This is a genomic window from Lentimicrobium saccharophilum, from assembly GCF_001192835.1.
GTDB classification, from domain to species: Bacteria; Bacteroidota; Bacteroidia; order Bacteroidales; family Lentimicrobiaceae; genus Lentimicrobium; species Lentimicrobium saccharophilum.
Genome location: NZ_DF968182.1, coordinates 3,040,673 through 3,056,096, shown reverse-complemented (window position 1 = coordinate 3,056,096; position 15,424 = coordinate 3,040,673). Strand labels below are relative to the sequence as shown.

10 protein-coding genes and 1 CRISPR repeat array (1 of these 11 only partly in view) are annotated in these 15,424 nt (G+C 41.3%); all 10 genes read left to right on the top strand.

Annotated features, from left to right (window positions below):
* The first annotated feature begins 8 nt into the window (after positions 1 to 8).
* The 10 genes from TBC1_RS11780 to cas2 all read left to right on the top strand — a co-directional run bounded on the left by TBC1_RS11780 (position 9) and on the right by cas2 (position 9,126).
* Entirely contained in the window at positions 9 to 404 is a 396-nt protein-coding gene (locus TBC1_RS11780) for an HIRAN domain-containing protein (RefSeq protein ID WP_062042556.1), read from the top strand.
* Between the two features lie 29 nt (positions 405 to 433).
* Positions 434 to 1,090 (top strand): CRISPR-associated endoribonuclease Cas6, encoded by a 657-nt coding sequence (gene cas6, locus TBC1_RS11775; RefSeq protein WP_062042553.1) that lies wholly within the window; start codon positions 434 to 436, stop codon positions 1,088 to 1,090.
* Positions 1,091 to 1,110: 20 nt separating this feature from the next.
* Positions 1,111 to 1,707 (top strand): hypothetical protein, encoded by a 597-nt coding sequence (locus tag TBC1_RS11770; RefSeq protein WP_062042550.1) that lies wholly within the window; start codon positions 1,111 to 1,113, stop codon positions 1,705 to 1,707.
* The gene (locus tag TBC1_RS11765) at positions 1,704 to 3,872 is read left to right on the top strand and encodes a CRISPR-associated helicase/endonuclease Cas3 (RefSeq protein WP_062042547.1); all 2,169 of its coding nucleotides are present in this window, start codon (positions 1,704 to 1,706) and stop codon (positions 3,870 to 3,872) included. The genes TBC1_RS11770 and TBC1_RS11765 overlap by 4 nt, the downstream gene beginning before the upstream one ends.
* 3 nt (positions 3,873 to 3,875) lie before the next feature.
* A complete protein-coding gene (locus TBC1_RS11760) occupies positions 3,876 to 5,270 on the top strand; it encodes a hypothetical protein (RefSeq protein ID WP_062042544.1) in 1,395 nt (464 codons plus the stop codon).
* 21 nt (positions 5,271 to 5,291) lie between these two features.
* Positions 5,292 to 6,344, top strand: coding sequence for a CRISPR-associated protein Cas7 (locus tag TBC1_RS11755; RefSeq protein WP_062042541.1), 1,053 nt, complete (start codon positions 5,292 to 5,294; stop codon positions 6,342 to 6,344).
* Between the two features lie 76 nt (positions 6,345 to 6,420).
* Entirely contained in the window at positions 6,421 to 7,095 is a 675-nt protein-coding gene (locus TBC1_RS11750; protein WP_062042538.1) for a hypothetical protein, read from the top strand.
* Positions 7,096 to 7,233: 138 nt separating this feature from the next.
* Positions 7,234 to 7,740, top strand: coding sequence for a CRISPR-associated protein Cas4 (cas4, locus tag TBC1_RS11745; protein ID WP_062042536.1), 507 nt, complete (start codon positions 7,234 to 7,236; stop codon positions 7,738 to 7,740).
* A gap of 103 nt (positions 7,741 to 7,843) precedes the next feature.
* Positions 7,844 to 8,848, top strand: a complete 1,005-nt coding sequence (gene cas1b / locus TBC1_RS11740; RefSeq protein WP_062042533.1) for a type I-B CRISPR-associated endonuclease Cas1b — start codon at positions 7,844 to 7,846, stop codon at positions 8,846 to 8,848.
* Positions 8,849 to 8,862: 14 nt separating this feature from the next.
* Positions 8,863 to 9,126 (top strand): CRISPR-associated endonuclease Cas2, encoded by a 264-nt coding sequence (cas2, locus tag TBC1_RS11735; RefSeq protein WP_062042530.1) that lies wholly within the window; start codon positions 8,863 to 8,865, stop codon positions 9,124 to 9,126.
* 221 nt (positions 9,127 to 9,347) lie between these two features.
* Positions 9,348 to 15,424: a CRISPR direct-repeat array (repeat unit 31 nt; unit sequence CTATCAATCGCACCATCTCTGGAATTGAAAC); it runs 338 nt beyond the window's last position.

Here is a 15,424-nt window from a genome sequence, read left to right as displayed (position 1 = left end):
CCTGATGTATGAACAGACTGGAATTTTTGAAACAGATTCTGGCAGTATCCGGCGGATTCTGGCTGGCAGGAAAGCGTGCTGATGAAAAACCGGCGGAGAAACCGGAACCCGGTTCGCTCGGTATAATGCCGGTAGCCGGTTACAGGTACTATGATGGAAAAAAGATTGAAAACAGGATAAAACCCGGGGATAAAGCCCGGCTGAAGCGTGAACCCGAAAATAAGTACGACCGCGATGCCATAGCTGTTTACATTATGGGGCAAAAAATCGGATACATCCCACGCCGGCATAATCCCGTGATTGCCTTAATGATGGATCAGCAAGCAAACGTAAGCGCAACCATTGCATACGTTAATGAAGAGGAAGAGGAAGAAGGAAGGGTTTGGGTGGAGGTGAGTGTTTGAGGTAAATTTTTGTTAACAACTATAAAATCATGAGAATACATTTAAAAGTAGATGGAAATGGAATCTTTGTGCCATTTGATCATCAGCCCAAACTTGTTGGAACAATTCATAAATGGCTGGGCTTGAATGATGAACACGGGAAATTATCATTCTATTCATTTTCCAATTTAGAAAATGGGAAAGCGACTTCAAAAGGATTACTATTTCAAAATGGAACATCCTTCTTTTTTAGCAGCCACAGTATTGATTTGATCAAGAAAATGATTTCTGGAATACAGTCAGACCCACAGATATTCGATGGCTTATCAGTAGTTGAAATAGTTATTCAGGAAGATCCTGATTTAAAAAATAGAAATCACTTTTTCGTTGCCAGTCCGATTTTCATTAAAAGGCAGGTATCAGATAAGGTTGAACATATTCTATATACTGATCCCAAATCGGGAGAATATCTGGAGCATACCTTACAGACAAAGATGAAAAAAGCAGGGATAAGCGACGATACACTGAACATTAAGTTTGACAGCACATATAACAAGGCTTCATCTAAGTTGGTAAATTATAACGGTATTAAAAACCGGGCCAACTGGTGTCCTGTAATCATTGAAGGAAAATCGGAAACAAAACTGTTTGCCTGGAACGTCGGATTGGGTAATTCAACCGGAATCGGATTTGGGGCAATCAAATGAATCATTTAAAAAGGAGAAAAATGTTATACGTTGTGAAATATGCTGGGCCATTCGGTTTTATAAAGCCCTGGACAGCAGTAAGAGATAGCGAAACATATAGTCAGCAGTTTTTGACTCCATCAATTTTAGCAGGTATTGAACGAAAACTGTTTCCTGAATTGTTGAACACTGATTTCGGTATCTACAAAATCAAACGACACCGACTGACCTATCAACAGATATCACAACAACAGGAGCAAACTCAACCACGTGGGTGGAATGAAAAAGGAAAACCAAACAATCGGACAATTGAACGTCCTTATTCCATATTAACTCGTGGCGTGATGGTGAACCCCGTTCTTTTTCTTGCTTTCGAAATGTTGGAAGATGCTGAAAAGGCTTCAGCTCAACACATCTGTTTGGCTCGAAATGAAGATGTACTTTATCCTCAAGACGAAATAATTGAGGTTCCAGAAGAAGAATTCGACACCAATGATGAGCTCTTTTATGGCTTCGAGCTAATTGTGGAAAAGAACGAACAATCTTTTTTAGTGGGCTATAACCGAATGGATGGAAACAAACCAATGTATGGTTGGCTGAAGATAGTTGGCAATCCGGTTAAAAACGAATTCAAATGATTTGGCCTGAAATCAAAGCAAAAGGGAAACCTGACTTTACCCCATTGGTTACCCACCTGCAACAGGTAGCTGTTGTTGCTGAACAAGTAGCTATTGGAGTAGGTGTTGATCCTATTTTAGCTCGTTATGGCGCCATTCTTCATGACATTGGCAAAGCCCATCCTGAATTTCAACGAAGGATGGATGGAGAATTCCGCATGGGTGATTTGCCCTTTCGCCACGAAATCAGCTCTTGCCTGTTCCTGTCTTTGTTTCCTGATGAGATGCAACCTGCCATGATTGATATGGTAATTGCCCATCACAAGTCTATCAGAAAAGACGCTCGTGATAAAGGATTGTTGGATTTAACCGAAGAAAGAGAGCCGGAAGAAATATTCGAATTTCATGCTGGAGATTGGGAGGGGTGGAGTACTAAGGCATTGGATATTCTTGCAGAGTTAGGAATTGTTGTAAACCCAATCTCAAAACAGGAAGCAAAAACGAAATTCTTCTTTGTGTACGACTATTGCCTGAAGATCTTTAAGCAAAAAGGTTATTCCATGAATCGTGGACTGTTGCAGGCTGCCGACCATTTTGCTTCAGCACTAATCGATAAAACAGAAATTTATTCAAAACGGTTGTTTAAAAAGCCCAATTTAAATTTTTTCGCCCGTACTCATCCGCTTTATCCGCTTTCGTTAAAATCGGCAGAATCTGATAAACCTCATACTATTGTGGTAGCTTGCACCGGAGCGGGGAAAACTGATTTTCTTTTTCGGCGATGCGAAGGACGTGTGTTTTATACGCTTCCGTTTCAGGCTTCAATTAATGCCATGTTTTACCGGATTTCGAACGATCTGGCTAGTGATAACCCGGAACTGGATATCCGATTGCTGCACTCTGCTTCTACTTTGGCGATTAAAGGAAATTCAATTGAGGAGAAAATCATACAAGGACATATTGGTTCATCCATCAAAATATTAACCCCACATCAGATTGCCGGGATCGTTTTCGGAACAAGCGGATACGAAGCTACATTAATCGACATCAAAGGGTGCGATGTGATTTTGGATGAAATCCACACTTATACCGACATTACCCGGGCTATTGTTTTAAAGATCGTTCATGTTCTGAAAGATTTGGGATGCCGCGTTCACATTGGAACAGCCACCATGCCCACTTTCCTGTACAATCAGATTCTTGAATTATTGGGGAAAGAGAATGTATTTGAAGTGCAACTTGACGATGAAGAACTGGACAAATTTGATAGGCACACCGTTCATAAACTTGATTCATGGGAATCGGCTTTCCCGTTGATCAATCAGGCAATCGATGAAGATAAAAAGGTTTTGTTGGTTTGTAACAGGGTGCAGTCGGCACAACAGGCTTTTTATTCCATTACACAATTGCATCCAAATATACCGGCTATTCTTTTACACAGCCGCTTTAAGCGTGGGGCTCGTGAACAAAAGGAAAAGCAACTGATTGGAAAAGATAAAAATGGCAGAACAACAGGGGAATTCAACACCTCTACCAAAACTTGTATTGTGGTTGCGACACAGGTTGTTGAAGTTAGCCTCGACATTAGTTTCGATTTAATGGTGACAGAGTGCGCCCCACTTGATGCCTTAATCCAACGTTTTGGGCGGATCAACCGGATAAGAAATGAAAAAACAAAAGATATTCGGAAACCAGTGTATGTGATACAACCCCCTGAAACCACTGATGAAGCCAAACCCTACGATTTGAAAATTCTGCAAGATAGCTTTGGCCAACTACCCAATGGTGAAGTTCTGCACGAACGTGACATTCAGAGAAAAATAGATAATGTGTTCCCTAAGATTGAAATGCCCGAAATTGAAGAACATGCCATTTTTAAGAAAACTGGAGAATGGACGATCAACCGCCTGACCCACCGCCCTAAATCGTTTTTACTTGAACGGTTGGAGATTGACAGTGTAACTTGTATTGTGGAAGCCGATGAACAACCCTATCTAACGGCCAACTTCGAGGTTCGGATGCAAATGGAAATACCTATTAGATACTGGTCGGTACATAAGTTTAATCAATTGAGGGAAGGGAACAAACCGTTTATTGTACCCGATTCGGCCTATTCTGAAGAAGCCGGGCTGAATTTGGAAACATTGAAAACATCTAAATCAGATATAAACTATCAAATACTATAAACTATGATTGCAGCATCCATTGGGCGAACGTTTCTGAACGCCTGGAATGAAAAATATCAGAAAGAATACGCGGCCAAAGAGTTCTTTGATGAAGAATTCTTCCGACTATTCTATGATCATCCGAAATACCTGTTATGGGTTCAAAATTCACCATTTGTTCAGATGAAAAAAGGACAAAAGCCAGAACTTTTAACACACAATGAGCGATTAGAAAAACTTAAAAACCTGCATGACAACATCGATTCAGGATACAGAGATGCGAGTATAGCCATTGGCTTTCCCGCTTCTGAAGAAAAGGAGTTTGCTACAACATCTGGCTTGGTAACCGATCTGAAATTACAAACCGATGCCGAAGAGGTTTATTTATCCTGGATAGGTGGTGGTTTAGGGGTTGGTGTCGCTGGCGGGTATTCTATTTTTTTCGATCATCCTCATATCTTGCTAACTATTTATGATGGCTGGAAAATTTATAGAAAATTTTTAAATGACCCTACTTTGGATAAACTTGCTGGAAACAAAATTAACTCATGGAATGGGCAATGGTTAAGTTTTGCATACAGTCTTGATTATGAAGAAAATCCCGATTTTGGATTTTTATCGAATTGCAACTTCTTTAAACAAGACGAAAAAGAGATAGTAATAAATACAATTTTTTGGGCAAAGCTCTATTTTAACCTTACCGAAAAACTAAGCAATGAAACAGTTACCGCATATATCTATAGTTTAGGTCAAACCAACAAAACCATGGGATTTATTCCTTTCCGGTTTTATCAAGGAAGATCTATTTTGAGCATTTACAAAATTCTTTTTGGTGAAAGCGATGCTCTTACCCAAAAGAAAGACTACGAAAACATGTTCGGGATTCATATTAAACGCGCTTGTGAATTGGGGACAGTAGGGCTACAAGCTTTGGAACCTCACGGTCTTCGTGAATATTTTGATAAGGCCAAAATGCCTAATTTTTCAACAACTTCCGTAACAGAGAAAAATGGCGAAGGACCCGATGCATTTGAAGAGCGCAAGCAAAAAGCAAATCAAAAAAATTACGAGAATATAATTTCATTTCGAACCTATAAAACTTGGCTATTAGCAATGATTACAAAAAACAAACAAGAAGACCTCCATTATTCCGAGGAGGTGGCAAAAGCTCTGAAAGAATACAGAGCTGATGCAAAAAAACGGGATAGGGCTAACTTATTAGAAAATGAGTTGCTTCAGGCAAAAACAAAAAAACAGTTTTTAGATGGATTGGCAACATTAATAAAAGATGTTGATCCAAAATTGTTGGAAACCTTCAAAACCTTGCGCGACAAGGTACACTTAATGACTGCTGAAGATTTTGGCTACTTTGTTGTACTGCTAAAATTCGATTACGCTTATCAGGAAAAGAATTCATAAATCATTTAAAAAATCAATATCATGACAACTATTTACATCAGAACGCTTAAAAGAGCAGAACACACTGTTTTTTGTGTTCAGGACGGACAAAAATATTACTACGACTCACAGTTTAACCGCCGCATTCCCTATTCAAGTGGTCAACAAATAAAACGTTCGGTTCTCGATAAACTGAGCAACTTGATTAGCGAGCAACCTGCTCCAACTACCTTTCTATTCGATGTCAATACCAAAGGTGAATTGAAGGAAGGGGAAGTTTTTACAACATGCGATCCCGCATATCCAGATCAATTATTTGGCGGATGGATGAAAGCGGCAAAAGGAGGAAATGAAAAAACTGTAAAACGTAGAAGTCCACTTTCAATCTCGGCAATGCGTGGATTGCATCCGCTTTTGGCTGGTGTTGATAGTGAAAACATCTCTTTTGATCGTAGTGACCGCCCAAATAATCAGGTAATTGTTCGGAATGAAAAAGGAGAAGCATTGACGACTGAACAAATTGAAGCATTGCTCACCGGAAAAGATCGTAGTTTGAGCCGTAAATGGATTCCTGACAACCGTCGTGCTGGAGGTTTATTCGTTCAGGATATTGCTATCGACTTGCGCCGGTTATTTTCTGTAACCTTAAATACTTTTGAACCCGAAATATCACCAGAAACCGAAGCCCGTTTACGCGAAGCAGAATGGATACCATCGGCTAATATTTTTGGACCTTGTTTGGTTGCGCCAGTGACTGTTCGCGAAAAATTAATACCAGCATTGGCCGAAGCCATTATAGAATGGAGCATTACATCAAATCAGGCACGTACATTTAGTTTGATGGAAACTTTAGCCATAACCATCAGCGATAATGCCAACAAAATTGCTGCCAGCATCCGTGCCAAACTATCAGAGGAGGAAGAAAACAAAGCCTATCCGATTGTTGAAGAAGAATTGGATGGCGTTTCTACTTATGTTTCACTTGCGGCGGGTGGCTACATCCGAACTAAATCAGAAACCTACGATGCATTGGAAAAAGCCAAGCAAAAACTCATCGACCTGATGATGGCTTTCGATTACGAAAATCAATTATAATGATTAACACTATTCCAAGGTCAACTCTGCATATTTTCACTTATGCAGAGTTGGCTTAGTTTAATCTCGCCCCCTCATGCACCCCTACCTCCCCCACCTGTTGTCCGACATTGAGGCGTTGATCAATGATCCGCCTCCCGCGCCATATTATGAAGTGCCCCCGCATTTGGAAGATATGCCGGATATGGCGGAACTGGCGTTATCGCCCTTTACCACCCTGGAAGCGCTTACCGGGATTTCGTATGAAGAATTCCCGCCATCCTTTGAGTTAACCTATGAGGATTGGCCGGCGCTTGCCGATGCTTTTAAAAGGCTGTTTATAGCGCTGAATATAGATATTATCGATTTGCCGGATAATTTTCCGGATGATGCATTTATCGATCAGATTATATTCCATTGGGATGATACCATTCAGTATCTGCCGCTGGGTGGGTTTGAAATGGAGTGGTGTACCGGGGACAACGAAACCTGTCCTTATGGTGACGATTGCTTTCTTTGTGGTCCGGATGCCCCTGAACCGGAAGATGATGAAATGCCGGAGCCTTTTATTGGCGGATTTTTCAACGATGACGGCACACGCATTGATCCGCTGAAAATTCCCATTCCGGACCTTTGCCTCCGTTGCCGCAATTACCTTTCTGATGACTGGGAAGACAATATACTGTGCACCCTTAACCGCAACGATCAGAAAGACAGCGATGAGTTTGAATGCGGCGCCTTTGAAGAAAACGAAGAAAATGATTGCCCCTGAAAGTATCTTTTTTTTTATCCCAAAACTTCAGTCCCTCCACAAGAAGTCATGGTACCAAAGAAAATTGAATCCTGCTAATCCTGTTAATCCTGTAGGTCCTCTTTAAAGAAATGAATCCTGCTAATCCTGTTATAAAAGATGCGCATCACCGGTACCCACTTTAGCTATTACATCATCTGCCACCGCAAATTGTGGTTATTTGCCAACGGTATGCAAATGGAACATACCTCAGAGCTGGTTGAAATGGGAAAACTTATCCATGAAACATCCTATCCTTCCCGCAGCAACCGTTACGAAGAGGTAGAAATCGGTGGAATTAAGGTAGATTATTACGATGCACGGCAAGGGGTGATTCACGAAATAAAAAAGTCAGACAAAATTGAAGCTGCACATGAAATGCAGCTCAGGTATTACTTGTGGGTTTTTGAGCAGCATGGCATCAAAGCCAGTCACGGAATACTTGAATACCCCAAACTCAGAAAAACGGAAGAAATATTTCTGAGTGATGTTGACAGGGCGGAGTTTCCAGGCATTATGGCCGAAATTGAGGAAATATGCCAGAGAGGACATTGCCCGGAAAAAGAAAAAATGAGCATTTGCAAACATTGCTCTTATTATGATTTTTGCTGGAGTGGTGAAGAATGATGATGCAGGAACGTTCTTTTGCGGTATTGTCATTGTATTTTTTCAGCGCAGTACAGAATTATCAACTTAGCAAGGATGCTGAGAACCGGTTTATATTGTTCATATGAAGAAGACCTACTACTTGTTTAATCCCGGGAATCTGTCGCGCAAAGACAACACCCTGCAATTTGTTCCTACGGATGAAGAAGGCAACGAAGGTCCGCCCCGCTATCTTCCGGTAGAAAACGTGGCGGAGTTTTACACTTTCGGTTCACTTCAGGCCAATAGCAGTTTGTATAACTTTTTGGGTAAGAATGGAATAAGTGTTCACTTTTTCGATTATTACGAAAACTACACCGGTTCATTTATGCCTCGCGACGGATTATTATCAGGCAGAATGATTGTAAAGCAGGTGGAGACATACACCAATTCAGCCAAAAGGATTGAAATTGCCCGCAAGTTTATTGATGGGGCCAGTTACAATATGATAAAAAACCTGAAGTACTATCATAACCGGGGCAAGGATCTTTCAGAGATAATTTCCGCGATTGAAAATCTTGCATCTTCAATCGGTTTATGTAAAAAGACCGATGAACTGATGGGGTTAGAAGGCAACATCAGGCAATACTATTACGAAGCATTTAATCTCATTATCAATAATTTTGAGATGGGAAACCGCACAAAGCAACCTCCACAAAACGAAATAAATGCGTTGATTTCGTTTGGCAATATGATGTGCTATTCCCAATGTTTAAGGGCGATACATCAAACACAATTGAATCCTACGATAAGCTATCTGCATAGTCCGGGCGACCGCAGGTATTCGCTGGCTCTTGATCTTGCCGAAGTATTTAAGCCGCTGTTGGTTGATCGGGTGATTTTTAAAGTGCTGAATAAAAGAGAGATACAAAGCACAGATTTTGATCAGAAGCTTAACCGTGTTATCCTGAACGAAAAGGGGAAAAAGACATTTATTTCCTCTTTTGAGGAGAAGTTGAATGAGACCATTCAGCACAGAACGTTAAAGCGGAGTGTAAGTTACCGGCATCTGATCAAGCTGGAATGTTACAAGCTAAGCAAACATATACTTGAAATTGAGGAGTATAAACCATTTAAAGCCTGGTGGTAGGAAGGAGAAATTGCATGTATGTGATATTGGTTTATGATGTTGGTGAGAAACGTGTTGGAAAAATGCTTAAATTGTGTCGCAAATATTTGAATTGGATTCAGAATTCGGTATTTGAAGGTGAGATTAGCGAAGTAAAGCTGGAAGAGTTAAAAAGTAAGGCCAGGGCATTTATGGATGAAGAGTGCGACAGTTTGATATTTTTTAAATCGCGTGACAGCAAATGGCTGTACAAGGAAATAGTTGGAAATGAGCGGAGTAATTTAGATATTATCATTTGAGGGTTGTCGTTGCCTGCAATACATTAACATTAGATGCATATAACGTGATCGACAGGACATTAGAATTTTGTTAGTACGCTGAAAATGTGCATATTATTAATGTAGTCGAAGAAAGGGTAAAAAGCAGTCATTGGCGATCGACTACAACCGATGACAAAAAAGTACAAAATTATAAAGGTAAAGTTCTGATAAACAGAGCGTAATTTTAAAATTTTGGACGGCTATCAATCGCACCATCTCTGGAATTGAAACTGGTCTTACCAAAGATTTACAGGCTACAAACACAGTCTATCAATCGCACCATCTCTGGAATTGAAACTTACGAGGTATAAATATAATCATTTATTTTCAAAAGTCTATCAATCGCACCATCTCTGGAATTGAAACTTTTGTACTCGATGTCAATAACATTCCCTGTGCCTCGCTATCAATCGCACCATCTCTGGAATTGAAACTTCAAATTCCGGCTGTCATCACGATAGGCAGTATAGCTATCAATCGCACCATCTCTGGAATTGAAACTCCCTTGGTATTTGCGCTTCTTTCTATATTTACATAACTATCAATCGCACCATCTCTGGAATTGAAACAATATAGCAAATATTTTCCAAACAAGCGGAATAAACTATCAATCGCACCATCTCTGGAATTGAAACGTTTTTATATCTTTAATTATCAGCACTTTATAAAATCTATCAATCGCACCATCTCTGGAATTGAAACCAGATGTTGACAAAACGGCTACGCTCTTTGAGATCCGGCTATCAATCGCACCATCTCTGGAATTGAAACTGCTGACAAAATCGTCCTTCCACAGCCCGTATCCTTTCTATCAATCGCACCATCTCTGGAATTGAAACTTGATAGCACCGCATTTGTTCAGCAAAATCAATACACCTATCAATCGCACCATCTCTGGAATTGAAACTAACAGCCGCAGCAGCCCACAGCGTTTACCTGAACCTATCAATCGCACCATCTCTGGAATTGAAACTGAAACTACTTTTATACATCCTGCTGTGTCTGTTCTCCTATCAATCGCACCATCTCTGGAATTGAAACACAATGGGGCAATGGTGTTATGTCGCTAATGCAGGCTATCAATCGCACCATCTCTGGAATTGAAACCTATTACTCCACTTACCTGCTTGAATAGATTGGCCTACTATCAATCGCACCATCTCTGGAATTGAAACTAATAAACGGGCAAAGGACACAGGCAAAAGAACAATCTATCAATCGCACCATCTCTGGAATTGAAACAGTGATACCGCAAAGCCGTTGATATTCTTTTACAGACTATCAATCGCACCATCTCTGGAATTGAAACTTGCTTTTCAGGTGCATTTTAATGATTGACATTGAATCTATCAATCGCACCATCTCTGGAATTGAAACTTCAGGACATTGCGGGTCAGGTTTTTCAACCTTACACTATCAATCGCACCATCTCTGGAATTGAAACCAGTTAAGTTCAAACCATTGTGCAAAATCTTTGGAGTCTATCAATCGCACCATCTCTGGAATTGAAACGTAGATAGTTTCCTTTTCCTTGATAATGCTGTCTTCTATCAATCGCACCATCTCTGGAATTGAAACCCGGTTAGGGTTTCAGCAACTTTCTCGAGTATGTATCTATCAATCGCACCATCTCTGGAATTGAAACTTCTTTTGTTCCTGCTTCCATTACTTTAAATTTAACCTATCAATCGCACCATCTCTGGAATTGAAACCTGTCATGCCCTTAACGTCAAAATCAACCGCCTTGCCTATCAATCGCACCATCTCTGGAATTGAAACTACTGCCGCGGAAGCATTTAGATCCAGCACATAGCTGCTATCAATCGCACCATCTCTGGAATTGAAACAACAAGCGGAATAAATCTTTTTTCAACAACCTTAACTATCAATCGCACCATCTCTGGAATTGAAACAAGCGATCACCTGACTTTCGCACTCATAAGACCGGGCTATCAATCGCACCATCTCTGGAATTGAAACCCAGGAAAGAATGGTCTTATTATCTGCTTGTCTTTTCTATCAATCGCACCATCTCTGGAATTGAAACATTTTGGCGAAGGTGCCAAAGATGATGAAATGATCAACTATCAATCGCACCATCTCTGGAATTGAAACCGCTTAAAGCAGCTCAGAGCCTTGATGGCACTAACTATCAATCGCACCATCTCTGGAATTGAAACGTAATTTTTGAAAGGTTCGCAAATATGCTGGTCACCCTATCAATCGCACCATCTCTGGAATTGAAACACTACTATCAACAAGCTCTTTGATTTGCTCATTACTATCAATCGCACCATCTCTGGAATTGAAACATAGGAGGCAAGCGCAAAAACTGGAAGCAATACGCACTATCAATCGCACCATCTCTGGAATTGAAACAAATACAGCATTAATTTCACCCTGCATCATAAAGGACTATCAATCGCACCATCTCTGGAATTGAAACCAGACAAGATTTTCGACATAACAGCAAAATCGCTATCTATCAATCGCACCATCTCTGGAATTGAAACTTCCCAGGTCTGTCGGATGGCATCTTTTAAAGTGACTATCAATCGCACCATCTCTGGAATTGAAACGAAAGAAACCGGCTCACTACATTCCACTTGATTAACTATCAATCGCACCATCTCTGGAATTGAAACATCATTAATACCGACAGCCTCAACAGGACCTCGGAACCTATCAATCGCACCATCTCTGGAATTGAAACTGCTGAAGCTCGACCTCAGTTACGAAATAGTAATGCCTATCAATCGCACCATCTCTGGAATTGAAACGATCATCGACATCATCAACTACACCATAGACGGCATCCTATCAATCGCACCATCTCTGGAATTGAAACGTAGGTATACCGGTCGTCGTCGGCGGTGGGTTCGTCTATCAATCGCACCATCTCTGGAATTGAAACTTGGTAATTATGTAATGAGTTTGACAACCAAGCCTGTCTATCAATCGCACCATCTCTGGAATTGAAACTGGCATCCTTTACCCTTTCCTTTCCGGAGAGGTTATCTATCAATCGCACCATCTCTGGAATTGAAACGAATGACACCCTGCTTCAGTTCACTTTAAAAGATGCCTATCAATCGCACCATCTCTGGAATTGAAACGAGCAAAAACCGGGTAGGGCACAACCTTAACCGGGCTATCAATCGCACCATCTCTGGAATTGAAACGAAGCACAATGCCTGGCAGTTGGCTGCATCAAGTCTATCAATCGCACCATCTCTGGAATTGAAACGGGTGTTGTATAGCTTTATGTTGTTAAGCACAAGCCTATCAATCGCACCATCTCTGGAATTGAAACGCATGTCGAAAGGGAAGGCTGACTGATACTGACCGACTATCAATCGCACCATCTCTGGAATTGAAACGACATACTATATAATTTGAAACATGGGAAAGTTTAACTATCAATCGCACCATCTCTGGAATTGAAACACTACATCTACCACTATCAGGATGGCCCCTGGACTTCCTATCAATCGCACCATCTCTGGAATTGAAACAGAAGTCCGGCCTGATAGGTACCTTCTGCCGCGAGTCTATCAATCGCACCATCTCTGGAATTGAAACTAAACATGCCTCCGAGTAGCCGGCTCTCCCGGTTAAACTATCAATCGCACCATCTCTGGAATTGAAACATCAAATCAAGTATTTTAAAAGTAGCAAGTCTCAACCTATCAATCGCACCATCTCTGGAATTGAAACGAGATAAGCGCGATAATCGCGGAAACCGGATCAGCAACTATCAATCGCACCATCTCTGGAATTGAAACGGTGATGGATCTCGACGCCACCGGGCAGGAACAGGCGACTATCAATCGCACCATCTCTGGAATTGAAACGATGATGAGTTGTAAGCATACCAGTACTTATTGACTATCAATCGCACCATCTCTGGAATTGAAACGATTGAATTTGGCTACGCCCCCTGGAATGATGGCTTCGCTATCAATCGCACCATCTCTGGAATTGAAACGAAGGAGAAAGCATTCGAATCATTCTCGCAGCAGCTCCTATCAATCGCACCATCTCTGGAATTGAAACTTTCAACAATTTCCAAAATACTTTTATTCTGCCTGACTATCAATCGCACCATCTCTGGAATTGAAACGATAAAGTAGTGAGTTGGGTTTATAATTCAAATACACTATCAATCGCACCATCTCTGGAATTGAAACAACTTTATGGATGAGTAGTAAGGGATGAGATGCTTCTGCTATCAATCGCACCATCTCTGGAATTGAAACGGGTGTCGGTGTTACTCATTAAGGGAAACACTACATCCTATCAATCGCACCATCTCTGGAATTGAAACAGCGTTAAAAGCCCACACTGCTCCCGTGAATTAAAGCTATCAATCGCACCATCTCTGGAATTGAAACAATTGATTGTGATGGTCAGGAAGTTTATAGGGTTTACTATCAATCGCACCATCTCTGGAATTGAAACGAAACAAACTTGTGGTCGAAGCCCAACCTCGTCATATCTATCAATCGCACCATCTCTGGAATTGAAACAAGAATAATGCTGATTGTGTTGGGTGCGGTGGGAAACTATCAATCGCACCATCTCTGGAATTGAAACCGGTATCAAGAAAGTCCTGATAATAATCAGTGGAGCTATCAATCGCACCATCTCTGGAATTGAAACTTAAGAACATATTCTTTTGACTTATAAGCACGCCAGTCTATCAATCGCACCATCTCTGGAATTGAAACGAAAAAGGTACTTCATGTTATTTCAGATTCAAGTGAACTATCAATCGCACCATCTCTGGAATTGAAACCTGATACAACCCCACCGACGCCCCAAGCGCTTCATACTATCAATCGCACCATCTCTGGAATTGAAACTGAGCGAACACGAAATTATACTACAAAAGATTGATCAGCTATCAATCGCACCATCTCTGGAATTGAAACGAAGGATTCACGACCTGCGGAATCAGGGTTACGATACTATCAATCGCACCATCTCTGGAATTGAAACAGATGTTTGGCGGCATGGTTGGAAACCTTGTCCTTGTCTATCAATCGCACCATCTCTGGAATTGAAACTACAGAAGAACAAAAAGAATTGAGGCTTCAGGAGATTCTATCAATCGCACCATCTCTGGAATTGAAACGTGTTATATCTGCTTTGGCTACGTTACAAAAACTTGCTATCAATCGCACCATCTCTGGAATTGAAACGAACTGGACGATGTTGGGATCCTCGAAGGGGTTACGCCTATCAATCGCACCATCTCTGGAATTGAAACGCAGATCTGCTTCAGCCTGTTTAAGTGTAGCGGCAGTCTATCAATCGCACCATCTCTGGAATTGAAACCAGGCAGCGGGCTATCAGGCTCGTGAAAGAGGTCCTTCTATCAATCGCACCATCTCTGGAATTGAAACCGAAGTCGAGCGAGAACTCACCCTTCTCTATAATCTTCTATCAATCGCACCATCTCTGGAATTGAAACTTGATAGGTCTTTTTGTAGCAACAGGGGAGGCTAACTATCAATCGCACCATCTCTGGAATTGAAACTTGATACAGACCTACCGATGCGCCAAGCGCTTCATACTATCAATCGCACCATCTCTGGAATTGAAACCACGTTTTACAATCTCAAACAGCTCTTCGGGATTGGGCTATCAATCGCACCATCTCTGGAATTGAAACTGGTTAAAGCCGCATACCTCGGCCTGCCGCTGTCGCTCTATCAATCGCACCATCTCTGGAATTGAAACATATTGCGGTTCATCCAGTTAGCGCGGAACTCAAGGACTATCAATCGCACCATCTCTGGAATTGAAACAACCCTGATGAAGTATGTTCAGGATTGGAACTATACTATCAATCGCACCATCTCTGGAATTGAAACGATCCACATCCTTTTGGCTCTCTGCCCAGGTTGAGTCTATCAATCGCACCATCTCTGGAATTGAAACTGTAAAGCTGCTGAACGGCCTCTTTTGCCGGGCGGCCTATCAATCGCACCAGCTCTGGAATTGAAACTTCCGAATGCAACCTCTGTTGTGATTGCCTTCAATGCCTATCAATCGCACCATCTCTGGAATTGAAACTACCAATGCAACAACCGCATTGGATTCCATCGATGAGCTATCAATCGCACCATCTCTGGAATTGAAACATCAAAATTGACAAGGTTGTTGAGTAGCAGTAAGTTCTATCAATCGCACCATCTCTGGAATTGAAACATCTCCCTGACGGGACAAAAAACAGGCGTTTCACGCTATCAATCGCACCATCTCTGGAATT

Excerpts from the sequence above, each read along its gene's own strand:
- TBC1_RS11760 (WP_062042544.1), top strand. The coding sequence starts at position 3,876 with ATGATTGCAGCATCCATTGGGCGAACGTTTCTGAACGCCTGGAATGAA.
- cas4 (WP_062042536.1), top strand. The coding sequence starts at position 7,234 with ATGCGCATCACCGGTACCCACTTTAGCTATTACATCATCTGCCACCGC.
- TBC1_RS11755 (WP_062042541.1), top strand. The coding sequence starts at position 5,292 with ATGACAACTATTTACATCAGAACGCTTAAAAGAGCAGAACACACTGTT.
- TBC1_RS11780 (WP_062042556.1), top strand. The coding sequence starts at position 9 with ATGAACAGACTGGAATTTTTGAAACAGATTCTGGCAGTATCCGGCGGA.
- TBC1_RS11770 (WP_062042550.1), top strand. The coding sequence starts at position 1,111 with ATGTTATACGTTGTGAAATATGCTGGGCCATTCGGTTTTATAAAGCCC.
- TBC1_RS11765 (WP_062042547.1), top strand. The coding sequence starts at position 1,704 with ATGATTTGGCCTGAAATCAAAGCAAAAGGGAAACCTGACTTTACCCCA.
- cas2 (WP_062042530.1), top strand. The coding sequence starts at position 8,863 with ATGTATGTGATATTGGTTTATGATGTTGGTGAGAAACGTGTTGGAAAA.
- TBC1_RS11750 (WP_062042538.1), top strand. The coding sequence starts at position 6,421 with ATGCACCCCTACCTCCCCCACCTGTTGTCCGACATTGAGGCGTTGATC.
- cas1b (WP_062042533.1), top strand. The coding sequence starts at position 7,844 with ATGAAGAAGACCTACTACTTGTTTAATCCCGGGAATCTGTCGCGCAAA.
- cas6 (WP_062042553.1), top strand. The coding sequence starts at position 434 with ATGAGAATACATTTAAAAGTAGATGGAAATGGAATCTTTGTGCCATTT.